A 23,072-nucleotide genomic window follows, 5' to 3' on the forward strand; every position below is an offset into this window, starting at 1 on the left:
TTTCTTTTGAAATCTTAGTCATAAAAAATACCTCCAAAGCTAAAGTTTTTACTTTAACTTTGGGGGTATAGGTCAAACCAAAGAAGAATTCGCCGAGGATGCTGATCTCTTTTCACAGCTTGAAGACCCCCATTTCTTAAGGCAGCCAAGCAATTTGATTGAAAGTTCACCATACGTGATTGATACCCTGAATTCGGTCTTTTGGTGTCTGATGAATTCCGAGCAATATTCGGTGGCCGTTACCCGAGCAGTCAACTTGGGAAACGATGCGGACACAATCGGCTCCATAACGTCGATGTTAGCGTCCTTATTGTTCGCTCCGGTAACTTTATGGTTAAACGAGCTTAAAGGGCGTAATCAGATCAAAGTAGCGGTATCTTCAGCGTTATTATCAAAATATTTTTGAGATTACAGAGAAAAATAACTTAGTTATCAAACGGAACGCCCGCCAAAATCAGAACTAGGATTTTGGCGGGCGTTCCGTTTGATATTAATTTAGCATCAATTTTCGAAGTAGCTTCCCCCTCGACAGACCCAGAAACGGTCAATTGCACCACTCATTTCAGAGCTGGGACCATCAAAGCTGACTTAATTTAACTAAGAAAAAATAGAGCTTCAAGCAATCATCAATTGCCCAGCCCTATTCAATCTATGAACCTCTTTAATTAAAGGTTAATCCTCAGAAGCATCCATTGCTTCCAAAATCATGTTTAACTGCATACACTCTTGATTCAAGTGCTTCATTTCATTACCAAATTGTGGTCGAATCACAACTGTATCGCTGGTACCGGTTGCCTGTGAATGCACAGACTGTGCTTCTTGATCTTTTAACTCACTTAGCTTGTTTGATGCTTGTTGGTACTCTTTAAGAATTTCTAACTTATTACTCATAGCTATAAACCCCTTTGAATGTAAAATTAAATTGTAATTCCATCGAATTTAAACTTCTCACAAGGAAATGTTAGGTATTTCTTAATCATTTCCTGCTAACGATTGGATATACTACCAGATAATTTCACCTAAAGCAACACTTTACTAAAAATGAATTTAGCGCTAAATGTTAATCTAATTTTATCGATAACTTTTATTTATATTTGTTTTCAATTTCTTGTTTTTTGGGAATTGACGGGAGCGCTCCCAACCGTTGAACCGTAATTGATGAGGCTTTTTGGGCATAAGTTAGGACATCTTCAATATTAGAAAGATCCTTATTTATTTGTGAACTTAATGCGCCGATAAAAGTATCTCCGGCAGCAGTCGTATCTTGCGCATGAACTTTGAATGCTGGCACGAAACCGTCGTCAGCCGGGGTATGATAATAAGCCCCTCGATCACCAACGGTAATAATTAAATTCTTAATCCCCATTTTAGTAAACTTATCGGCATTGGCAGCCATCGAAGCAGTGTCAGTGACTTCAACCCCAGTCAGTGAAGCACTTTCGGTTTCATTTGGAACAATCAAATCCGTCACTTCTGCCAAACCAGCAATTAATTGTGAAGCCGGTGCCGGGTTCAAAATCGTGGTTACCCCATGCTTCTTGGCTAATTTAAAGGCCGCCAGCGTCACTTCCTGTGGGGTTTCAAATTCTGAGATGAGCATATCTGCCCCCTCAATCAACGATTCGCTGTCGGCAATAATTGCCGACTTCATTGCTTGGTTTGCCCCACCATATACCATAATACTGTTTTGACCATGTTCATCGAGCAAAATAACCGCTGAACCGGTGCCATCCGCCTCGTCAACATTAATGTGATCAACATTAATATCGTCATGCTTTAACGCATCAATCATAAATTGACCATTGCTGTCCCGGCCAACCTGACCAATAAAGCTGGTAGTGGCACCAGATCTTGCTGCAGCAACTGCTTGATTGGCACCCTTACCACCGGCAGAGTTCGTTTTACTTTTTGCACTGATTGTCTCGCCCGGTTTTGGCATCTGGGCAATATGCAGGGTGGTATCAACGTTTAAACTACCAAGAACAACAACTTTATTTGTCATGTTACGCTCCTCTTATTCTTTTAAGTGTTTAGATTAGTAAGTAAAACCTTTCACCAATGATTCTATCAGAGCTGAAAGGGTTTAACAAGCTTTTTATTCGGATGATTCGTTAGTTAATCTTCTTCACACTTTCACGTTCAACCAGCTTAACTGGCAGAGTGACGCTTTGAATTGGCTCATCGCGATTTTCGATCCGCTCAATAATCATTGCGGCGGAATGCTGCCCCATTTCAAAGGCTGCCTGGTGGACCGTGGTCAATTTAGGACTGATGTATTCGGTTAAATCAATATCATCGTAGCCAACCACTGAAATGTCAGCTGGCACGTTTAAGCCAGCTTCATGGATCCCGCGGTAAAGGCCAATCGCAATTTCATCATTAATCGCAAAAATAGCGGTTGGCTTCATCTTAATGACTTGTTGGGTTACTTGATAACCGCCCATTTTCGTGAGATCGGTTTTAACAATATGATCATTGGAAATTGGCTGTCCAGCTTTTTTGAACGTTTCTAAAAAGCCAGCCAATCGATGTTCCATATTCAATGTTGGATTAGAATCTGCAACAACGACCACATTTTGATGGCCTTTTTCCAACAGATATTCGGCCAATAATGAGCCGCCTTGGTAATTGTTGGCGTTGATTTGGTCGCCCTCCACAACTGGCGCTTGATCAACCAACAGGTATGGCACTTCGTTTTGACTCAAAATTTTATCAATATAGTTAAGATCAGACACTGCAGAAGCGATTATCATGCCATCTGCAGTGCGCCTGATAGATTCAAGTAGATAGTGGCTCTCAAGGGTTTCACTGTTATTAGAGCCAAAAATAAGCGGGACATAGTCATGCTCCATGGCAGTGGCTTCAATTCCCCTCAAGAAACGGCTGAAAAAAGGATTATTGATATTAGGGAGAAGCACCCCAATGGTTCGGCCACTTTTTTTGATTAAGCTTTGAGCATTAAAATCCGGTACATAGCCCATATCCCGTTGAAGTCGATGCACCTTTTCAACAGTTTTGTCGCTAAATCGATCCTGTTTACTGTTCAAAATTTGGGACACAGTGGTAACCGAAACCCCCGCCTTGTGAGCAAGATCAGTAATTGTTACTTTTTTAGTCATGACAATTCTCCATTCATAGCTTACAAATGTGGGGTGCTTGAATCAAAACACCCGTTTTGTCCCAGCACCCCAGCAAACTATTTGATTTATTCCTTAACAATCTTATCAATTTCAGCTAACTCATCATTGGTGAAATCAAGATTCTTAAGTGCTTTAAGATTATCTTCAAGATGGTTTACTTTGGAAGCCCCAGTCACTACACTGGCAACCGTCTTATCATGCAGCAGCCAAGCAAGCGACATCTGAGCCAGATTCTGATCACGATTCTTAGCCAAATCATTCAGCTCATTAAGTTTCTTAACCAGTTCATCCTTGCCGTGCTTGATGACAAATTCATTACTCCAATGGATCTTAACGTCATCATCCATCCCATTCAGGTATTTATCGGTCAATAACCCTTCGGCCAATGGGCCATAAGCAACCAATGCCTTGTTTTCACTGGCAAGGGTATCAATAAGGCCATCATCTTCGACACCCCGATTTAGCATGTTATACGAAGCTTGGTTGACCACAAATGGTGTGTGAAGTTCATTGAAATACTTGGTAATTTCTTTGGTCTGTTCGGCATTATAATTAGAAATCCCAATATAAAGGGCCTTACCGGAACGCACGATGCTGTCTAAGGCGTTAGCCGTTTCTTCCAAGCTGGTATTAGGGTCAAATCGATGACTGTAGTAAATATCAACGTAGTCAAGGCCCATCCGCTTCAGGCTTCCATCCAAGGCATTAATCAAAGTCTTTCGGGAAGAGAAGTTCCCATAAGGGCCAGGCCACATATTGAAGCCAGCCTTCGTGGTAATCACTAATTCATCACGATAGGGTTTCAAGTTTGCCCGATAAACTTCGCCAAACATGCGCTCGGCAGCTCCTGCACTGGGCCCGTAGTTAAATGCATTATCAAAACAGAAAATACCGGAGTCAAAGGCTTTCAACATGACTTTCTCACTGTCGCCATAGTTGGCATCATCGCCAAAACTGTGCCACAATCCAAACGATAATGCTGGTAATTGAAGACCAGAGTTGCCCGCCCTTCGTACTACTGCGTTTTCATAACGATCGTCATTTGCCTTATACATAAATCAAATCACCTTCACAATAAATTTTTTATCTGCCAAAGAGCTTGCCAACTGATTTTTGATTATGAATCAGTGAAATTGCTTCACCAAATAAATCACCAACTGAAACAACTTCCAACTTTTCAAATTGGTCTTCTTTGGCAATACTAATTGAATCGGTCACAATGACCTTTTCAATTTGAGAATCTTGCAGCCGCTTTTGGGCATCTCCTGAGAATACCGCATGGGTGGCAATCGCATAAACGTCAGTTGCCCCGGCTTTCTTCAGCGTTTCTGCTGCAATTGTCAGCTTAAATGCGGTATCAATCATATCATCCACAATAATTGCCCGTTTCCCACGAACATTTCCAATCACGGATTCTGGAACGGTTGTGGAATCTTCTGGCGATCGATTGTCAATAATCGCAATGGGTGCTTTCAACAGTTCAGCAAACTTTCTTGCCCGAGAAACTCCCGTATGATCAGGGGAAACAACGACTAGATCCGAATCATAATGCTTTTCGGTAAAATAGTGGGCCAATAGCGTGTCGGCCTTTAAATGATCGACGGGAATATTGAAGAACCCTTGAATCTGGTCGGCATGCAGGTCAAGGGTCACAACCCGGTCAACACCGTCCATTTCAAAGAATGATGCAACTAGCTTAGCGGTAATTGGCTCCCTGGAACGCGCCTTTCGGTCAGCTCTTGAATAACCGTAATATGGGATCACAACATTAATCGAGGCTGCACTTGCTCGTCGCAAAGCATCGACCATAATCAGCAATTCCATCAAGTTAGAATTGACAGGGTCTGAAACCGACTGGATGACGTAAACTTCGTCACCACGAATGCTTTCATCAACACTGATTTTAATTTCATCGTCACTGAATTTTTCAACGGTAGCTTTACCTAATGGCACGCCAACCTTTTTACTAATGGCTTCTGCCAAATGACGATTTGAATTGAGAGAAAACAACTTTAATTTAGGATGCGATTTCAACTCGGTCATGATGTCCTCCAAATATTCTTGTTTAACTAAATATTACCATAATCCCAGGGTTAAATTGTACAATTTTGTGCGAGAATCACATAAAATCTTTTGGCGAGGTACTCCCCATGCCAATCATTGGATCAATTTCGTTATTATTGATTACTGAAATGGTTAAATGATTAGGGGCAGCGGGGGCGTCTACTTTCGTCCGTTCTTGTTCTCCGTCCAATTGCTTGTCAAGTTCATCAGTTCCCACCGGATGATTCGTTGGCCGCCCAATTGCATCCACCAATCGCTTCACTAAACTAGTCCGCCGGTTGACCGAAACGCTTCTGACACATTGTTCAAAGGCGGCTTGTTCGCCAAGCATAATTAAGAAATCGCTTGCTCGCGTGACAGCTGTGTAGAGTAAATTTCGTTGCAGCATTCGCGAATACTGATGAACAATCGGCAAAATCACCATTTTGAATTCACTACCCTGAGCTTTATGAATCGACGTACAGTAAGCCAAAGTGAATTGACTCCACTCACTTTTGTCATAAGTGACTTCAGTCTCGTCAAAATCAATTGTAATCTTTGTGGGTGACTTTTGGTCCTTGACCGTTTCCATCGACACAATAATCCCAATATCACCGTTGAACACGTTTTGCTCAGGATTATTCACCAGTTGGAGCACTTTGTCACCAATGCGATAGACATGCTCGCGAATCGTCACAACTTTTTTAGCAGGCTTATTCTGCCAGACTTCTTGCACAATATCATTTAAGTGGTCAATTCCAGCATTGCCACGATACATCGGTGCCAGTACCTGAACATCCATCAAGCCAAACTGCTTTTGCTTGGCTCGCTTAGTCACCTGTTCAATAACTGAGGGAATCTGATTGTCCCGACAAGGAATAAACGATCGATCGGACTGATTTTCCGCAAAATTCGGTGATAGTTTGCCGCTGTGAATATCGTGGGCCAACTGAATAATCGACGACCCCTTTTCCTGGCGATAAATCGTATCCAGTTGCATGGCCGGAATTTGTTTGGACACCAGTAAATCGTGAAATACTTGTCCTGGCCCGACTGACGGCAATTGATCCTGGTCCCCAACCAGCACAACCTGCATGTGGTTTGGAACTGCGCGGACCAACGAGCGAAACAGATAAGTATCAACCATTGACATTTCATCAATGATCAGTAAGTTTCCCTCAATATCCTTGGTGGGATCAGCGTCATTTGATTCACGGCCATTTAAGCCTAGCAGACGATGAATGGTACTGGCCGGCAGCCCCGTTGATTCCGACATATGTTTGGCAGCTCGACCAGTTGGTGCAGCTAGGACAACTTGGAAATTGCTGTCCTTATAAGAATTAACATCCAGCGAAAGTTCATGGAGCCGCGCATAGGTGTTGACAATTCCGTTGATGATCGTTGTTTTCCCTGTTCCGGGACCCCCAGTTAGAATAAATGCCGGTGATTGAATTGCCTGCACAATGGCGGCAACTTGGGAGTCATCGTAAGTGATATCGAACTGTCTCTCAACACTTTTAAGCTGCTTTTTGATTGCAGCATCATCAAACTCATTGTCATCCTTATTCTTGATAATTCGGTTGATGTGTTCGGCAATTTGAACTTCAGCCGTATACAAACGCGTTAAATAAATTCGATCATCTTGGCCGACAATCTTATTTTCCTTTGCTAATTCAACCATTGATTCAGCTAACTTTTTGCCGGGAATCTTTTGGTTGGAATTGCCTTCCAGTACGCTGGCTGCCATGGCAACTAACGGTGCAGTCGTGGTATACGTATCGCCATTTCGTAAGCACAATTCATCGATGGCATACATCAAGCCAGCTCGGATCCGTTCGTTGGCATCCGGAACCATGCCTAATTTTAAGGCAATCGAATCAGCCTTCCGGAAACTGATACCATCAATATCTTCAACCAATTGATAGGGATTTTCAGAAATAATTTTCAGGGCATCTTCGTGATACTTTTGGTAAATTGCTGAAGCAATCGAACTGGAAAAGCCATAACTGTTCAAGCCAATGATGACCTTCTCCAGATTATCATCCACGGTCAAATTATCGATAATCGCATGCTTGAGCTTCTGACTGATCGGCACAGCATCCAAGACCCGTCCGTCAGCGTTGATCTTTTCAATCGCATCCTCACCCAACGCATCAACTACCCGCTCAGCTGTTTTGCGACCAACCCCAGGAAATTGATCGCCGGATAAGTACTTGATGACCCCATCCTTAGTTGTCGCAATCAGACTTGTATAGTTGGTTGCTTGAAACTGTTTGCCATAACGCGGATGGTCAATGAGTTTGCCGGTAAAATGATAGCTGTTTTCTTCTACCAAATCACCAAAATTGCCGGTGACGACAATCTCGTCTTCCGGCCAATTAATGTTGGTATCAGTGATTTCAACGAGGACAACCTTATAGAAGCTGTCGTTACTGGAAAAGAAGATGGCCTTGAGCCGACCATCTACATATTTTGCCTCGTCGTGATGATTATCTGAATCAAATAAATCTACCGAGCGGTCCACGCCATCCCTCCTCACATAACATCATGACTACTTAGAATCATGATCCTTCGATTTGTTCATTTGAACGACTTTTTCGATATCCTTAAGCTTTTGCTGGCCACGTTTGAAGTAGTCCGGATCACTTTGTTTGGCGGTCTTGAAATACTTGTCGAAGTCCTCACCGTTAACCATGGCCACCAAGCCCCGATTGAAGTTGGCTTTACCGTTCTGCGGTTCAGTTTTCAATACGTTGTCGTAAAATTCCCCGGCTTGGGCAAAATTCCCCAAGGCCAACAAATTATCGCCAATCATTTCATTGATGGACGGGTCGTCACGTTTACCACTCTGGGCAGATAACGCAAATACCATTGCCCGCTTATTGTCGCCCTTTGCCATGTAACTTTGCGCCAACATGGCATAGGCTTCAGCTTGAAGCTTGGTATCATTAATTTCCTGAAAAATCTTGATTGCTTTATCGTATTCTTGGGCAGCGTAGTAGACGTTACCCAACCCAAACTTGAGGGTATCAATCACATCGTCGCCGCTATCCTTAAATAATCCAAGCGCCTTCATCAATAGCTCTTCAGCTTGTTCATAGTCTTTGCCTTCAACCAACAATGTTGCCAATTCGTAATAATGACGGTAATTCTTGGGTTCATTGTCAATCTTTTGGACCAGGTCATGAACCAACTTGTGGGCTTTTTTCTCTTCCTGCTCACGCTTTTTGGTATAGTTACGTTGATTTTCACGATTTTTTTCTTGTAATTTTTTTACTTTATCTGAACTATTCTCTGTCATGTTTATCACCTAGACTAGATCTGTTTCATCCAATTTTCTGTTCAAATAACTGGTGTCATTCCAATCAATCAATTGAAAGGTTTTGCCAGAATCTTGGCTCTCCAAGATGGTGGTGCTGGTATTCGCCAAGCCACCTCGTTTTCTCAAGTCAGCCAAAGGCACCCCCAGCAATGCGTTCATTTCGGCATTCAGGGCTGCCCCGTGACTTACAATCAACACGTTGCCCTCAGGATTATTTTGCACAATATTAACAATGGCTGGGGTCATCCGGTCAATGACTTCTTGATAACTTTCGCCGCCAATTTCTTTTGGATCATACAGGTCTGGGTGGTTGCGAAAATCCTCGAAATCTTCCGGATACAGCCGCTTAACATCTTCGAATTTCATTCCTTCCATCTTGCCAAGATGAAATTCTTCCAATCGGGACAACAGCGAAATCGGTGGGTGCTTTTTCAGCCGGCGATTAATGGTCGTTGCTGTCACCCGAGCGCGTTTAATTGGGCTAGCATAAATGTGATTAAAAACAATTTTCGATAGATGCTTTCCAAGCAAATTCATTTCTTCATAGCTTTGGGGAAGTAATGGCGAGTCACCGCCTGCACCTTGATAACGACTTTGAAGGTTCCATTCAGTTTTTCCATGACGAACAAAGTACAACTTAGTCAAATTTCATTCCTCCAAAACTCATTTTACTTCTTACATTATGACAGGAAAGGGCTGTAAATTCAAAACGTTAAAGCAAAAAATCTGAAGATATCCTGAAAAACAGTTAATCAATTAATGACGAAATAAATGTCCAACAATCTTGACATTTTTCTGAATGAGACGTTGGGCGTAACCGCCAATGAATCATTTATCAGCGAGGAACGAAGAACATGCTGACAGTTCAAAAAGTGACTTCTTCGACAACTTGGAGACTGCCCTAACAGTTGGCAGCACTTTTGCTGGGCTCGCAGTTTTCCTCTTGTTTGTCGCGGCAATTGTTCAATTTAGCTGGCGGAGAAAAATTGAGAATTAAATTTATTGGCGTTGCACCGTCATATTTTGAATCTAGGAAAAAGGGACCGGAGACACATGTTGCTTTCCAATCAGTGATCATCATTTGGATCACCACTGATACTCAGATAAAAGCTGCGCCAAGCGGCTGATCCCGGCCATTTAACGAGAAAACCAGTTATTCCAACATCAGGAATAACTGGTTTTCTCGTTAAATTCTGGGATCAAAACGCCTATTGTCTCAGTCTGCTAGTTTTAAAAGCCTAAAATATAAATTAATAAAGGGTCTAGCTTAAAAATCAATTTCACTAGACGTATTGTAACTCCTTGGCCTGCTTATAAGCCGCGTCAATAATGGCCGATCCCAAACACTCGTCGCCATCATAGAAGACAACCGCTTGGCCCGGCGTGATTGCGCGGACTGGGGCATCGAAATCTACCCGGACCGACTGACCATCATCACTGATATGAACAGTCACACCAGTATCTTTTTGGCGATAACGGAACTTGGCAGTACAATGGAAGTCCTGACCACGATCCAAGTTATTAACCCAGTGAATATCTGAAGCCTCAAGATAATCTGCATATAGCAAAGGATTATGGTACCCCTTGCCGACGTATAAGATGTTTTGCTTTAAGTCCTTGCCGACAACAAACCAAGGTTGGTTATCAACCCCATCACCGCCAATTCCTAAACCACGGCGCTGGCCAATCGTGTAATACATTAAGCCATCGTGCTGGCCTTTCACTTCGCCATCGACCGTCATCATCTTACCAGGCGTTGCTGGCAGGTAATGGCCTAAGAAGTTCTTGAAGTTTTTCTCGCCAATGAAACAAATACCAACAGAATCTTTCTTGTCGGCTGTTGCCAATCCAGCTTCTCGGGCAATCTTTCGAACATCCGGCTTGACCATGTTACCAATTGGAAACATCACGCGGTCAAGCTGATCTGCGGAAAGTTGACTCAAGAAATAGGTCTGATCTTTGTTGCCATCAGTCGCCCGCAACAAATGATTATGACCATCTTCATCACGAGTTAATTGGGCATAGTGCCCGGTTGCGATGTAATCGGCACCCAATTCCAAAGCATAATCCAAAAATGCTTTGAACTTGATTTCCTTATTACAAATGACATCTGGATCGGGAGTTCTGCCTTTTTTATACTCATCCAAAAAGTACGTGAACACGCGGTCCCAATACTCCTTTTCAAAGTTAACAGAATAATATGGGATGCCGATCGTATTAGCGACTTTAGCAACATCTTTATAGTCTTCAGTTGCAGTACATACGCCGTTTTCATCAGTATCATCCCAATTCTTCATGAAAACGCCAATCACATCGTATCCCTGTTGTTTGAGCAAATAGGCGACAACTGAAGAGTCGACGCCACCGCTCATCCCAACAACAACCCGAGTTTGACTGTTGTCTTGCATAAAACCACCATCATTTCAATTAGATTCTGGAGAATCCACGAGTTGAAGGTCGTAATTTCCAGTAAACTTTATACTAACTCATTCTCGAAATGATTGCCACAATTAATAAGTAGAAATTAGCTGACTAGAAATTTGGTTATCAATTCTTGGACAGCCTGATTATCCTCTGGCTTGCCAATTGTCACCCGCAACCAGCCGTCTCGCAACCCGTCCCTTAACAGATAACCATTTGAAAGCAGGTATTCATGAAGTCCCTTGGAATCACCATTCTTAACCTGAAAGAAAATGAAATTAGCAGCAGAATCATAGAAAGGAAGCCCTGCTTTCATCAAAAAGTGTTCCCATTTTTTTCGTTCGGCAATGACTGTTTCAACGACTTGATCCACAAAATCGGTGTCTTTAAATGACGCAGTCGCCGCAATTTCTGCAAAGGTGCTCAAATTATATGGCAACCGGGCAGCCTGCAGATAATCGATCAACGGCGACCCACACACGGCAAAGCCAACCCGAAAGTTTGCCAGCCCATAGGCTTTGGAGAATGTCCGCAACACCACCAAATTGGCATATTGCTTGGTTAGTTGAATGACTGATGCGTGTTTATCACCTGTAAAGTCAATGTAGGCTTCATCTACAATGACCGTTACCGTGTCCGGAAGATCAGCCAAAAAGCTTTGGATGGTTTTGGGCGAAATGAAGGTTCCAGTCGGATTATTGGGGTTACAGATCCAGACCATCCGGGTCTTTTCATCAACCTCGCGTTTCATGGCCGAAAGATTAATTCGACCGGATTCATCAAGGTCAACCGTTCGAATTTTAGCCCCTTCAATCTGAGCATGCAGCTGATATTCAGAAAAAGTTGGCGCCGGATCCAGCACCTCATCACCCGGTTGTAAAATGACCCGACTGAGTAACTCAATAATTTCGTCCAACCCATTTCCGAAAATCAGGTTATCGGGACTGATATTAAATCTGGTAGCCATGCTTGACCGCAACTCTTCGGCGTTACTATCGGGATATAAATTTGAATCGGCATAATGCCATTTGTCCAATGCTTTGGCAACATCAGGAGACGTTCCAAACGCATTTTCATTCGCTGATAAACGCACCAGCTTATCGAGCCCACGTTGTTTTTTTAGTTCCGCTAACGTCATCTCCGGAACGTACGGATTTAAGTGTTTGACAGTTTCTTTAACCATAGGAGCCTCCAATTTTAGTAAATAATGATTGGTTGTACCGTAACAGATTGTGGTGGCAGTGGCAATGTTTGGGTGAGATGCGGATTGAGCTATCGTTCTTTGGCGACGTAGCGAAATCGTACTCTGCAATGCAGGAGTCTGCTCATAAGCACCACCAACACAAATCCCCAAAACCGGGATTTCTGTTGGCGGCGGCTTATGCTCCGACTCCCAACCGCATTGCTTCGCACACTACCGAAATGTGTTTCGATTGCCAACCGCTTGGATCCACACTCTACCATTTTTGAATCTCCGCCCGATCCTTCGTCAAACTTTTTTTACCTTCCCTGCTTGCCAACTCCTTTTTAATTTGGTCTGGCGTAATTCCTCTTTGGGCCATCAAAACTTCCACATGGTATACCAAATCTGCAACTTCCAAGATAAAATCCGGATCTGAGTCATTTTTTGCGGCGACAATCACCTCAGTCGACTCCTCACCGACTTTTTTCAAAATTTTATCCAGTCCTTTATTAAACAGGTACTCTGTGTATGAACCCGGCTTCGGATTGTTTTTTCGATCTAAAATTAATTCATATAATTCATCTAAATTCTGCATGGCTATTCCTCCTGGTTCTTATCGACAACTGTTCTATAGAAACAACTCGTGTGCCCCGTATGACATGCAGGTCCCGCTGGAATTACCCGCATTAGTAACGTGTCTTCATCACAATCAATTTGGATGGCCACGATTTGCTGGGTATTGCCACTAGTTTCACCCTTATGCCACAACGCTTTTCGACTTCGTGACCAAAACCACGTTTGCATCGTTTTTAAGCTTAATTGATAACTTTCTTCATTAATATAGGCCATCATCAATACTTGATCCGTCTGGTCATCAACGACAATGGTTGGCACCAAACGGTCTGGGTATTTTTCAAAATCTGGTTTTAACGTACGATCACCCCATTTTGGCTTAGCTGGCCTTTGACGTCTGCAATGGTTAACTCGCCAAAATGAAAAACTGAAGCAGCAAGCGCGCCATCGACGTTGGCTGCCAAAAATACGTCGGTGAAATCTTGGATATTTCCGGCACCACCGGAAGCGATGATTGGGACATTAACTGCCTTGGTTAGTTCCTGATAGAGCTTAATATCAAAGCCGCTCTTGGTCCCGTCCTTGTCCATGCTGGTCACAAGCAACTCGCCGGCACCCCGGGCAACCCCTTGCTTAGCCCACTTAATTGCATCCAAATCAGTTTTCTTTCTGCCGCCATTAACGTAAACATCATATTGATTTGCTTCAGGATTCCATTTGGCATCAATTGCTAAAACCACACATTGGCTGCCAAATTTCTTCGCGCCTTGAGTAATTAATTCAGGATTGTTAACCGCGGCGGAATTAACCGCCGTTTTATCCGCCCCAGCCTTCAACAAATTTTGCATGTCGGCAACACTGTGAATGCCACCGCCAACCGTCAAAGGCATAAACACTTGGCTGGCAACGGCTTCAATCGTTTCAACAATGGCTTTACGCCCTTCATTGGTCGCGGAGATGTCCAGAAATACCAATTCATCGGCGCCCTGTTTTTGATAAGCCGCCGCAATTTGAGTCGGATCGCCAACGTCTTTGAGGTTTACAAAATTGACCCCTTTCATCACCCGACCATGATCGACATCCAAACAGGGAATAATCCGTTTAGCGAGCATTGGCATCCACCTCCGCTAAAGTTGCTAAAGGCAGGTCACCAGTCGCCATTGCCTTGCCAACGATTGCGGCTTTAATATTGGCAGCCGCCAATTGATTTAAGTCAAAAACGTTGCGGATGCCACCAGAGGCAATCATTGTCGCCGTTGGAAACTTGGCTTGCAACTCACCTAATTGATTGACGTTGGGACCACCCATCGTGCCATCACGAGATATATCAGTCACCACGAAGCTGTTAACGCCGAATGCAACCATTGAAGCCATGAGTTCGGCCATTTTAACCGTGCTTTGTTCCAACCAACCGGAAACGGCTACCAGCCCATCTTTGCCGTCGATGCCAACCACAATTTGGTCGGCGCCAAATTGGGCAATCGCCTCTTGAACCAATTCAGGATCATTCAGCGCCGCCGAACCTAAGATGACTCTGGAAACACCAGATGTCAGATAATCATTAATTTGTGCAAGTGAGCGGATTCCGCCGCCCACTTCGACGGCAAGCTTGGTTCGTTCACAAATTTCTTTAATGATTGATCGGTTAACTGGCTGGCCAGACTTTGCACCATCGAGATCGACCAAATGAAGATTAGTTAACCCAGCCTTCTCGATTGCCAGTGCCTGATCGAGCGGCGAGCGATTAATAACGGTTGTTTTGCTAAAATCGCCTTGGTAGAGCCGAACGCTCTGTTGACTCTTTAAATCAATTGCGGGAATAATCTTCATTTTGAATCATCTCCTTAAATTTTGTTAACCCAGCCAATCCCACTTGACCGCTTTTTTCGGGGTGAAATTGAATCCCAATGACGTTATCTTGACGCACAATGCTTGGAATTTGGACCCCATAATCAACTGTGGCGACTATTTTGGCCTTATCAGTCGCGACATAGTATGAGTGAACGAAATAGGTAAATTGATCATCAAAGACGGTTGCCAGCGGATCGGCTTGAACGGCTCGGTTTTTATCCCACCCCATGTGAGGCACTTTGACACCAAGATTTTCAGGAATTGGCACCACTTCTCCGGGAATAATTCCTAATCCATTGGTTTCGCCGAATTCCAAGCTCTTATCAAATAACAACTGCATCCCCAAACAAATTCCCAAAATCAGAATGCCCCGCTCGGCAGCCGTTTGAATGATCGGAACCAATTTTCGCTCATTTAAAGAATCCATCGCTTTTTGAAAGGCCCCAACGCCAGGTAGGATCAGGCCATCTGCAGCTAAAATCTTTTTATGATCAGCAGTCAGCTCATTTTCAAGATTCAAATAGTCCAACGCCTTTTTGACATTTCGAGTATTACCCGTATCGTAATCAATAATCACGATCATTAGATGACCCCCTTGGTAGATGGAATCCCCTTAATTTCAGGATTTAGTGTCACGGCAGCTCTTAATGCCCGGCCAAGGGCTTTAAACAGCGTTTCAATTTTGTGATGGGTATTTCTGCCATAAAGCACTTCGGCGTGCAAGTTAAGCTCCGCATTGAAGGCAAACGCTTGGAAGAAGTCCTCGGTCACTTCGGTGTCATAACCGCCTAAATGGTCGTTGATAAATTCTGCATTAAATACCAGGTAAGATCGCCCGGATAAATCGATCACAACCCGACTCAACGTCTCGTCCAATGGAATCAGTGCCGAACCAAACCGCTCAATACCGGCCTTATCTCCAAGGGCTTTTTTTAAAGCCATCCCGAGCGCAATCCCAACATCTTCGGTTGTGTGATGAGGATCCACATCCAAGTCGCCCTTAGCTTTCACAACCAAGCCGAATCGGCCATGACGGGCAAACGCATCCAGCATGTGGTTAAAGAATCCAATCCCCGTATCAATGTCGATGGTTGAATAATTATCAAGATTCAGGCTGAGTTCGATCTGGGTTTCTTTGGTATCTCTGGAAATTGTGGCTTCTCTCATCGCAATCACCCCTTTATTAAATTTGATTTGGCATAGTCGGCATCTGCTTGTTGTAAATTCGTAATTAATTCCCTAATTTGTGGTTGGAACTGACGCAAGGCCAACCGGTTCACAACCAACTTGGTATTGACCGGCTGCAGTTTGGCATAGACGTGCAAATTGTTCTCACGCAACGTATTGCCAGTCTCAACAATGTCCACGATCGCATCTGCTAACCCAATCAATGGCGAAAGTTCAACTGAACCCTCGATTTTGATAATTTCAACGTCTTCGCCGATCCCTTGAAAATAGCGTTTGGTAATGTTGGGATACTTAGTAGCAATGATTTTGCGGCGGGGCTGCTGAGGATTAAATGAGCTGGTTGAGGCCAAAACAAATCGACATTTACCAACGCTTAAATCCAACATTGCGTACTGTGAATTTTGCTGCTCATCTAAAATATCACTGCCGACAATTCCAATCTGGACTGAACCATTATTCAAATAGGTCAATACATCTGGGCCTTTAACCAAAATGATTTCATAGCGGGGATCCTCATCAAAAATTAGGCGCCGCTTCTTATTCTTTACGCCCTCGCAATTGATCCCACTGGCTTCCAATAACGGAATGACCTGCTCTTCTGTTCGCCCTTTTGTAAGGGCAATTTTTAATGGTGTCATCTTTTCACCTGCTTTTTGTTAAATCAATTAATTGACTACCAGTACTGGTGGCAAGACGTTGAGCCGCCGCCAAGTTGTCTGCCAGACACAACGTGGCATTTTTCAACTCACGTAATTTTGCTTCTGCCAACTGCCACTGATCTTGATTAAAATAAATCAGCGTCACTGGTTTTTCGCTCTGAACGACGGTTCGTTCAACCAGCGAATCGACGTCAAATGCGACCCCGACGGCTGACACATGGACCTTCTGAAAGTTGGTCAGCAAATCATCGTAGCGGCCGCCACTGAACAAATAGTCGGCCGACTTATCGGTAAAGCCGCGAAAGGCCATTCCAGTGTAATAAGTTTGCGGAGACGGAATGCTCAAGTCGAGGGCCACTTTATAATCTGGAAACTGCTGGTTGATGAAAGCCTTGGTTGCGGTCAAATCGTCAATAATCTGATGGAGTTCGGCAATCTCCGGCATGGTTTTAACCAATCGCATGGCTTTGTCAAAATCACCAAAGAGCCAGGGCCACTCAGCTAGGAATTTTGAATAAGCGGTGTTGGCTAGCGGCGAACACAAGCTATTGTATTTGTTCAAATCTTTCGCATACAAAGCCGCTTTTAAGCTATCCTTGGTCGGCTGAGGTAAATCCAATGTTTGGATGACGACATCAACGAACTTGGCGTGACTGAGTTCAATAGTCAAATCTTGAATGCCCATCTCCTGGCAGCCAGCCAAAGCGACAACTAAACACTCCCAATCTGTCTTAATCCCTTTGTAGCCGACAATTTCAATTCCGGCCTGCGTTAATTGATTGTAACTGCCGGATAACCGTTTTTTAACCCGGAAAACATCGCCGCCGTAATACCATTTAACCGGCAAATCCACGCCAGTCGTACTCATTACCCGGGCAACTGGCAAAGTCAGGTCGGGCCGAAGTACTAACGGTTCGCCCTGCTCATCCAATAACTGGTAAGGTCGATAATTATCGGCATTCAGTGGTTTAAAAACATCTGAATATTCAAGAACCGGGGTCGTCAGCTTACGAAACCCCCGCCGGTGGAACCCTTTAAACAATCGGTTTTCAATGGCCTCTTTTGTTTCGGCTTGCGTGCCTAATTCATCCCGAGTCCCATTTGGTAAATTTTTATTTGTCATGCTGTCACTTCCTGTGAATGTTTGCCTGCTTTTGTCTGAATCGATAACTGGTCCATTGAAATCTTTGAAAGGTGGCCTCTTCTTAACGAAAAAGCCGCGATCAATCACATCTTCGAAGCTTAAGAAAGTCTTCGAGGACGAGATTAATCGCGGTTCCACCTCAATTCGCACCTACCTCACGATAGAATGCCTTACATTGCCAACAACTCGTCATTTTCATAACAGCTGTGGCAACCCTGATAACGCTAAACATGCGAATCGGCCTACTTAGTTCAACCGGTTAAGTTCATAGATGTGTGTTCACCAGCAGAATGATCCCTTCACAGCAACGGGATTCTCTTGTCATTCTTCACTGGCTACTTGTTCTAATCAAAACTTTATTTTATTAAGATTTGCTAATTATTAGCTAATAATACCACGCTTTTTATCGAAGTCAAGCCAGATCTTGATAGCCGGCAACCAGTGAAGCCATGCAATTATAGCCCTGACCTACAGCATCAATACTGTGAGCATCGCTACCATATACAAATGAAATCTTTAATAATTTAGCCATTTTAATGATTTCCAGAGTTGGATACTGTTCATTGCAATAAGCCTTGTATAGGCCCGCAGCGTTTAAATCAAGTTGGCGGCCTTGTGCCTTGACAGCAAGGAGAATGCCGTTAATCAACCGTTCATTTTGAACCGAAAAAGAATGGTCCAAATCAAAGTAATCTTGAAATTTCTTGATTAACGTCATATGGGCAATCCGCCGAGGGGCAAATTGACCCAAATCAGCGTTCACCGAAGCTAAGACTTGCTTAAAATAACTGACATACAGCGCTTGGGAATCGGCTGCCTGACTTAACAGTCCCTCTTGAAAATCTGCGACCGTATCATCAACACACCAATAGTGATTATTTTTGCCCTTCAAAAAATGGACCGATAATAGATTGTCATCCGTTTGGGAACCATATTCACTCAGAAAATCTTTGGTCCATTCGGTGAATTCTGGCAAGTAGTCCACTTCAAACCCAATATGAATCTGAATCTGACCCGCATATTTTTGCCGCATTCGAGTCATTTTGGCAAAATAGGCATCCAAATCGCTGGCCGCCATCGACGCCTCCGTCAAACCAGTTGGTTGACCTTCATAATGGGCCGAAAAGTCTGGCGGCAGTGGCGCATGTTCGGTAATGCTGTATTCTTGAAAGCCCAGTTTGATGGCTTTTTGGATCATCAATTCAACATCATCGCCACTTCCATGGGAGCAAAATTCGGTATGTGAATGTCCTTCGCGCTTCAGCATCTTAAAGCCTCGTTCCTTATTTATTCAACCTTTTGAATCCAGCCAGCTGGTGCCTCAACATTCCCAAACTGAATGCCAGTCAGCTCGTTATATAACTTCTGGGTCACCGGGCCAACTTCAGTTTCACTATAAAAGACATGTAAATTGTCTTGATATTCGATGCCGCCAATTGGGGCAATGACAGCAGCGGTTCCCATCGCCCCTGCTTCAGTAAACCGATCCAGGTCATCGATATAAACATCCCCCTGAACTGGTTTCAGGCCCAATCGATGTTCCGCCAACCAGAGCAGCGAATATTTCGTAATACTTGGCAAAATCGAATCGGACTTCGGTGTCACAAATTCGCCATCCTCGGTAATTCCAAAGAAATTGGCCGACCCAGCCTCTTCAATTTTGGTATGGGTTGCCGGATCCAAATAAATGACATCTGAATAACCGGCTTTATGAGCCTCGTCACCTGGTAACAAGCTCCCACCATAGTTACCGCCGACCTTACTTTGGCCAGTTCCATGGGGAGCCGCCCGATCGTAATAGGAAGTGGTGAAGTTAGTGGGTTTCAAGCCGCCTTTATAGTAAGCCCCCACTGGCATCGCAAAAATGGTAAAAATGTACTCAGAAGCCGGATGAACCCCAATCGTACCGCCAACCCCAATGAGCAATGGCCGCAAATATAAAGTTGCCCTAGTGCCGTACGGTGGCACATAATCGGCGTTAGCTTTAACCACTTGTTTAACAGCATCCACAAATTGATCCTCTGGGAATGCCGGCATCAACAGGCGTTGACTACTCTTGGTCATTCGTTTGGCATTTTGATCCGGACGAAATAGCTGAATGCTGCCATCCTTGGTTCGATAAGCCTTCAAGCCTTCGAAATCCGCCTGACCATAATGAAGAGAGATTGATCCCTCACTAATATGTAACGTCCCATCTTCACTGAGTTCGCCATTGTCCCATTTGCCGTCTTTGTAATGAGCAATAAATCGATAAGGCAGGTCCATATATTCGAAGCCAAGATTGTTCCAATCAATTTCTGACGCGGGTTTTGCTTTTGCCATGAGTGTTCCTCCTCAAAAATTCTTCCGTATTAAGTTGGTCTAACCAATTTTTCACATTCTAATTGTTTTAACAGACACTGTCAACTGAAATTATTTTTGTGTATTTACCCACAAGTGTCTTCAATTGTCAATGGTTTTGTAAACGATTACAATGAAGCTGTATTTAGGTTCGGTTTGCTTCTCAATGTTTCGATATCAAATTAAACAAAACGGCGATGCATCCAAGATCAGAATGCACTGCCGTTTTCATTTAAATTCTGGGATCAAAACGCCTTCGTCCCAGTTTTGTTCACTTTGATTATTTTAAACAAAGCAACCTTTTTTATTTAGACTATTTTAGTCGAGATCGACCTTTTCAACCCAGCCATACTTATCTTCAACGTCACCTGCTTGAATGCCAAACAAGGTATCGTAAAGCTTCTGAGTAACAGGGCCTGGTTCTGTTTCACTGTAGAAGACGTGCTTCTTACCATTGTTGGTTAATGAACCAACTGGTGAAATAACAGCAGCAGTTCCCATGGCACCTGCTTCAGTGAACTCGTCAAGATCATTAACGTCAATGTGCGTTTCAGTTGGATCCAAGCCTAAGTCTTTGGCGATGGTTAAAACTGATTTCTTCGTGATCGAAGGCAGAATTGAATCTGATTTTGGCGTGTAGAATTTGCCATCTTTACCAATTGCATAGAAGTTGGCACCGCCAAATTCATCGATATACTTGTGCTCACGTGGGTCCAAGTATAATTCACCAGCGAAACCAGCGTTCTTGGCTTCCTTACCTGGTAACAAACTACCAGCATAGTTACCAGCAGTCTTGGCTTGACCAGTTCCAGCATAAGCAGCCCGGTCGTACTGGCTGACCATGTATGGCATTGGATGTAATCCTTTAATATAGGCACCAACCGGGGTGGCATAGATATGGAATGTATAGGTGCTTGATGGCGCAACCCCAACAACCGGCTCAGTCCCAATCATGAATGGACGGATGTAAAGTGAACCGCCAGATCCATAAGGTGGCACGAATTCTTGGTTTGCTTTAACGACTTCTTTAACTGCGGCAACGTATTTGTCTTCAGGATAAGTTTGCATCACTAATCGCTTGGCAGAATTATTTAACCGCTTGGCATTCATGTCAGGGCGGAACAAGTTAATACTGCCATCTTTAGTCCGATAAGCCTTCATTCCTTCAAAGACTTCTTGGCCGTAATGCAACTCTTCGGCACCTTCTGACAAGGTCAAGGTTGATTCGGTGGTCAAGCCACCATTTTGCCATTTGCCATCTTTAAATTCTTCATTGTAACTGTAAGGTAAATCTCTGTATTCAAATCCTAAATTTTTCCAATCAAGGTCTTTAACATCTTGTTTTGCCATGTATCAGGATCCTCCTTAAAATATTATTAAGTAGGTAATAAACGAGTTGCTAAGTATGGTTTCCCCGTATCAAATATGTAAGAAATCAGGTTCTGAATTGTGCTTTACAGAAGGTAATTCATGTGATCGTCACTTATGCGTTTATCATCATTTCTTAATTAATATCTAATTTATCGCTTTTAAAAAGGTGTGTCAATACAGAATTTGATTTCAATGATGAGAATAGCCTAAAAACACCGTCAATCTCCTTTTTCTGCTCAAAAAAGGAAACTAACGGTGCATTGTGAAATCTTATTTTTTGTAAATAGCTTTCAAAGCTGCCAAATCGTCGGCTGATAAGGTTATTTTTCCCTGGTCAATCGGGAACATAATCGAGCTGCGTTTCATGCTATGATCCAACCCCAACACATGACCGATTTCGTGCATGGCAACAGAAAGTTGAAGGCTGGATTGTGGATACTCAATATTGAGGCCGGCCTTTCCTCGATTCAAATCATCGTTGTGCTCACCCAGCAGCGGATAAATTTTCGGTCCGCCAAGCCCTAATTCCACAGAACTACTTTGGACCGAAACCCGTTTTCGGTAAACGTAAAAAGTCATGATATTGGCTTGGGTACTATTTTTATCTGAAAATGGTGAGATCCGCACAATTCCCGTCTGGTTGTATTTGTGAACCGCCTTTAAAAAGACCGCCCTGGCTTTGGCAGGAACCCCGGCTGCAAACCGGTACTCGTAATGATTAGAAAGCTGCCGTTCTTGAACAATGCTCTCAATCGGAGTTTCATCAGCTTTAGAAGTCGTCGACTGAGTGGATTGGGTCAAAGTGGCTGTCTTTTGAATCCGACTGATCAACATCGCCGGCATATCCACAGCATTGTTAATTTGCCGCCCAATTGTTTTCATTGATCCGGGTTGAATAAACACATTAACCGTCAACCCAACAATGATGACCGCCACTAACCTATTTAGCCATTTCATTGTTGATCACCCCCAACTCCGATTTCTGCTTTGCGCGACTGTGAGTGATCAAATGCCGCGACTGCCATTCAGAAATGATTGGCGTCTTTTTAACGATCGTTTGGGAAATGGTTGACTCATGATACTGATCTTGCAGCCAAGACATTGGAAATAGGATTAAAATATTTAACAGAAAAAAAGTAACGAGATATCTGGTTAGCAGCCCCATCACCGAGCCAAGCAATTCGTCACCAAGATGGAGTCCAGGTAGACGTGTCACACCATTTAAATGCTTTCCAAGGCTGGTATACACTGCTTGGGTGATCGAAAATAACAAGACAAAAGCGATTATATCACTCACATATAGCCATTGAATATCAGGTTTAAGCTGAAGTTGTTTGAGCAACTTAATCATCAAGTTTCCGAGTGGCTGAAAATAATACATCGCGACGATGAAGGCGAGTATCAATGACCCCGCCTGCACAGATTGTTTGATCAGGCCAATTCTATAACCACGAATCAATCCACTAATCAGTATTAAAATCACAATTATATCTAAAATCATTTCGAATCCCTTCAGAATTGTTGAAACAGTCCGCAAAAATAGTTATTCCAGTTTACCATGTCTGTTCATCACAAAGCATCCGGACGGACGCAGCTTAAGGATTTTTTTATAATAAACCACCTTGAGATAAGCTGTTAGCCAGCTGCTAGTTGAAATGCAAAAGAGGCTGAGACATGAGTCGGCAAAGTGTTTATAAATGCAACTTGTCTTTCTAAGACTTGCGACAAACGGCTGATCCCAGAATTTAAGCCAAAAAAGTAAGGTTCTACAATATCTGTTGTTGGTAATAGATTTTATCTATTACTGATGACAGATTTTTTGTTTCTCGTTAGAATA

Annotated in this window: 24 protein-coding genes, 1 pseudogene and 1 other annotated feature; of the genes and pseudogenes, 2 read left to right on the plus strand and 23 right to left on the minus strand. The window is 43.4% G+C overall.

Going from position 1 to position 23,072, the window contains the following annotated elements; genetic code table 11:
- Positions 1-67: 67 nt before the first annotated feature.
- A complete protein-coding gene (locus QUF07_RS09050; RefSeq protein ID WP_289427244.1) occupies positions 68-406 on the plus strand; it encodes an ADP-ribosylglycohydrolase family protein in 339 nt (112 codons plus the stop codon).
- A 266-nt stretch (positions 407-672) separates the two neighbouring features.
- Here QUF07_RS09050 and QUF07_RS09055 read toward each other — a convergent pair whose 3' ends face one another.
- From QUF07_RS09055 to QUF07_RS09090, 8 genes are all read right to left on the minus strand, one after another.
- A complete protein-coding gene (locus tag QUF07_RS09055; protein ID WP_054749010.1) occupies positions 673-891 on the minus strand; it encodes a hypothetical protein in 219 nt (72 codons plus the stop codon).
- Positions 892-1,084: 193 nt separating this feature from the next.
- The gene (gene rbsK, locus QUF07_RS09060) at positions 1,085-2,002 is read right to left on the minus strand and encodes a ribokinase (protein WP_289427233.1); all 918 of its coding nucleotides are present in this window, start codon (positions 2,000-2,002) and stop codon (positions 1,085-1,087) included.
- A gap of 109 nt (positions 2,003-2,111) precedes the next feature.
- Positions 2,112-3,119 carry a ribose utilization transcriptional repressor RbsR gene (gene rbsR, locus QUF07_RS09065; RefSeq protein ID WP_289427234.1) on the minus strand — a complete coding sequence of 336 codons (1,008 nt, stop codon included), beginning with the start codon at positions 3,117-3,119 and terminating at the stop codon, positions 2,112-2,114.
- An 86-nt stretch (positions 3,120-3,205) separates the two neighbouring features.
- Positions 3,206-4,195, minus strand: a complete 990-nt coding sequence (locus QUF07_RS09070) for an aldo/keto reductase (RefSeq protein ID WP_217161623.1) — start codon at positions 4,193-4,195, stop codon at positions 3,206-3,208.
- Positions 4,196-4,223: 28 nt separating this feature from the next.
- Positions 4,224-5,183 (minus strand): ribose-phosphate diphosphokinase, encoded by a 960-nt coding sequence (locus QUF07_RS09075; protein ID WP_289427235.1) that lies wholly within the window; start codon positions 5,181-5,183, stop codon positions 4,224-4,226.
- Positions 5,184-5,259: 76 nt separating this feature from the next.
- Positions 5,260-7,707 (minus strand): SF1B family DNA helicase RecD2, encoded by a 2,448-nt coding sequence (gene recD2, locus QUF07_RS09080; RefSeq protein ID WP_289427236.1) that lies wholly within the window; start codon positions 7,705-7,707, stop codon positions 5,260-5,262.
- A 27-nt stretch (positions 7,708-7,734) separates the two neighbouring features.
- Positions 7,735-8,484: a tetratricopeptide repeat protein gene (locus tag QUF07_RS09085; RefSeq protein ID WP_217161629.1), complete on the minus strand. Its 750-nt coding sequence runs from the start codon at positions 8,482-8,484 to the stop codon at positions 7,735-7,737.
- Positions 8,485-8,493: 9 nt separating this feature from the next.
- On the minus strand, positions 8,494-9,150 hold the full coding sequence (locus QUF07_RS09090; protein ID WP_054749007.1) for a histidine phosphatase family protein: 657 nt from the start codon (positions 9,148-9,150) through the stop codon (positions 8,494-8,496).
- A gap of 178 nt (positions 9,151-9,328) precedes the next feature.
- Between QUF07_RS09090 and QUF07_RS09095 the strand changes: the two genes are divergently transcribed.
- Entirely contained in the window at positions 9,329-9,502 is a 174-nt protein-coding gene (locus QUF07_RS09095) for a hypothetical protein (RefSeq protein WP_217161631.1), read from the plus strand.
- Between the two features lie 286 nt (positions 9,503-9,788).
- Here QUF07_RS09095 and mnmA read toward each other — a convergent pair whose 3' ends face one another.
- The 15 genes and pseudogenes from mnmA to QUF07_RS09170 all read right to left on the minus strand — a co-directional run bounded on the left by mnmA (position 9,789) and on the right by QUF07_RS09170 (position 22,736).
- Entirely contained in the window at positions 9,789-10,913 is a 1,125-nt protein-coding gene (gene mnmA, locus QUF07_RS09100) for a tRNA 2-thiouridine(34) synthase MnmA (protein WP_217161633.1), read from the minus strand.
- Positions 10,914-11,029: 116 nt separating this feature from the next.
- On the minus strand, positions 11,030-12,109 hold the full coding sequence (gene hisC / locus QUF07_RS09105; RefSeq protein WP_289427237.1) for a histidinol-phosphate transaminase: 1,080 nt from the start codon (positions 12,107-12,109) through the stop codon (positions 11,030-11,032).
- A 274-nt stretch (positions 12,110-12,383) separates the two neighbouring features.
- On the minus strand, positions 12,384-12,704 hold the full coding sequence (gene hisE, locus QUF07_RS09110; RefSeq protein ID WP_217161637.1) for a phosphoribosyl-ATP diphosphatase: 321 nt from the start codon (positions 12,702-12,704) through the stop codon (positions 12,384-12,386).
- Between the two features lie 2 nt (positions 12,705-12,706).
- A pseudogene (gene hisI / locus QUF07_RS09115) lies at positions 12,707-13,039 on the minus strand (phosphoribosyl-AMP cyclohydrolase); the annotation flags it as partial.
- On the minus strand, positions 13,036-13,794 hold the full coding sequence (gene hisF, locus QUF07_RS09120) for an imidazole glycerol phosphate synthase subunit HisF (RefSeq protein WP_289427239.1): 759 nt from the start codon (positions 13,792-13,794) through the stop codon (positions 13,036-13,038). The gene hisF and the pseudogene hisI, both read right to left, overlap by 4 nt.
- The gene (gene hisA / locus QUF07_RS09125) at positions 13,784-14,512 is read right to left on the minus strand and encodes a 1-(5-phosphoribosyl)-5-[(5-phosphoribosylamino)methylideneamino]imidazole-4-carboxamide isomerase (RefSeq protein ID WP_217161647.1); all 729 of its coding nucleotides are present in this window, start codon (positions 14,510-14,512) and stop codon (positions 13,784-13,786) included. The genes hisF and hisA overlap by 11 nt, the downstream gene beginning before the upstream one ends.
- Positions 14,490-15,116 carry an imidazole glycerol phosphate synthase subunit HisH gene (gene hisH / locus QUF07_RS09130; RefSeq protein ID WP_217161649.1) on the minus strand — a complete coding sequence of 209 codons (627 nt, stop codon included), beginning with the start codon at positions 15,114-15,116 and terminating at the stop codon, positions 14,490-14,492. The genes hisA and hisH overlap by 23 nt, the downstream gene beginning before the upstream one ends.
- On the minus strand, positions 15,116-15,700 hold the full coding sequence (gene hisB, locus QUF07_RS09135; protein WP_289427240.1) for an imidazoleglycerol-phosphate dehydratase HisB: 585 nt from the start codon (positions 15,698-15,700) through the stop codon (positions 15,116-15,118). The genes hisH and hisB overlap by 1 nt, the downstream gene beginning before the upstream one ends.
- Before the next feature lie 5 nt (positions 15,701-15,705).
- Entirely contained in the window at positions 15,706-16,359 is a 654-nt protein-coding gene (gene hisG, locus QUF07_RS09140) for an ATP phosphoribosyltransferase (RefSeq protein WP_217341956.1), read from the minus strand.
- A gap of 4 nt (positions 16,360-16,363) precedes the next feature.
- Positions 16,364-17,503, minus strand: a complete 1,140-nt coding sequence (locus QUF07_RS09145) for an ATP phosphoribosyltransferase regulatory subunit (protein ID WP_289427242.1) — start codon at positions 17,501-17,503, stop codon at positions 16,364-16,366.
- Between the two features lie 130 nt (positions 17,504-17,633).
- Positions 17,634-17,885 (minus strand) — a binding site (T-box leader).
- 51 nt (positions 17,886-17,936) lie between these two features.
- Positions 17,937-18,791 carry a histidinol-phosphatase HisJ gene (gene hisJ / locus QUF07_RS09150; protein WP_217161657.1) on the minus strand — a complete coding sequence of 285 codons (855 nt, stop codon included), beginning with the start codon at positions 18,789-18,791 and terminating at the stop codon, positions 17,937-17,939.
- A 20-nt stretch (positions 18,792-18,811) separates the two neighbouring features.
- Positions 18,812-19,846, minus strand: coding sequence for a branched-chain amino acid aminotransferase (locus tag QUF07_RS09155; protein ID WP_289427243.1), 1,035 nt, complete (start codon positions 19,844-19,846; stop codon positions 18,812-18,814).
- A gap of 336 nt (positions 19,847-20,182) precedes the next feature.
- The gene (locus QUF07_RS09160) at positions 20,183-21,214 is read right to left on the minus strand and encodes a branched-chain amino acid aminotransferase (RefSeq protein WP_217161661.1); all 1,032 of its coding nucleotides are present in this window, start codon (positions 21,212-21,214) and stop codon (positions 20,183-20,185) included.
- A gap of 291 nt (positions 21,215-21,505) precedes the next feature.
- Positions 21,506-22,192, minus strand: a complete 687-nt coding sequence (locus tag QUF07_RS09165; protein ID WP_217161663.1) for a matrixin family metalloprotease — start codon at positions 22,190-22,192, stop codon at positions 21,506-21,508.
- Positions 22,176-22,736, minus strand: coding sequence for a CvpA family protein (locus QUF07_RS09170; RefSeq protein ID WP_218043429.1), 561 nt, complete (start codon positions 22,734-22,736; stop codon positions 22,176-22,178). The genes QUF07_RS09165 and QUF07_RS09170 overlap by 17 nt, the downstream gene beginning before the upstream one ends.
- Positions 22,737-23,072: the final 336 nt, after the last annotated feature.

Source organism: Lentilactobacillus sp. TOM.63, from assembly GCF_030361045.1.
In the GTDB taxonomy this organism is placed as follows: domain Bacteria; phylum Bacillota; class Bacilli; order Lactobacillales; family Lactobacillaceae; genus Lentilactobacillus; species Lentilactobacillus dabitei.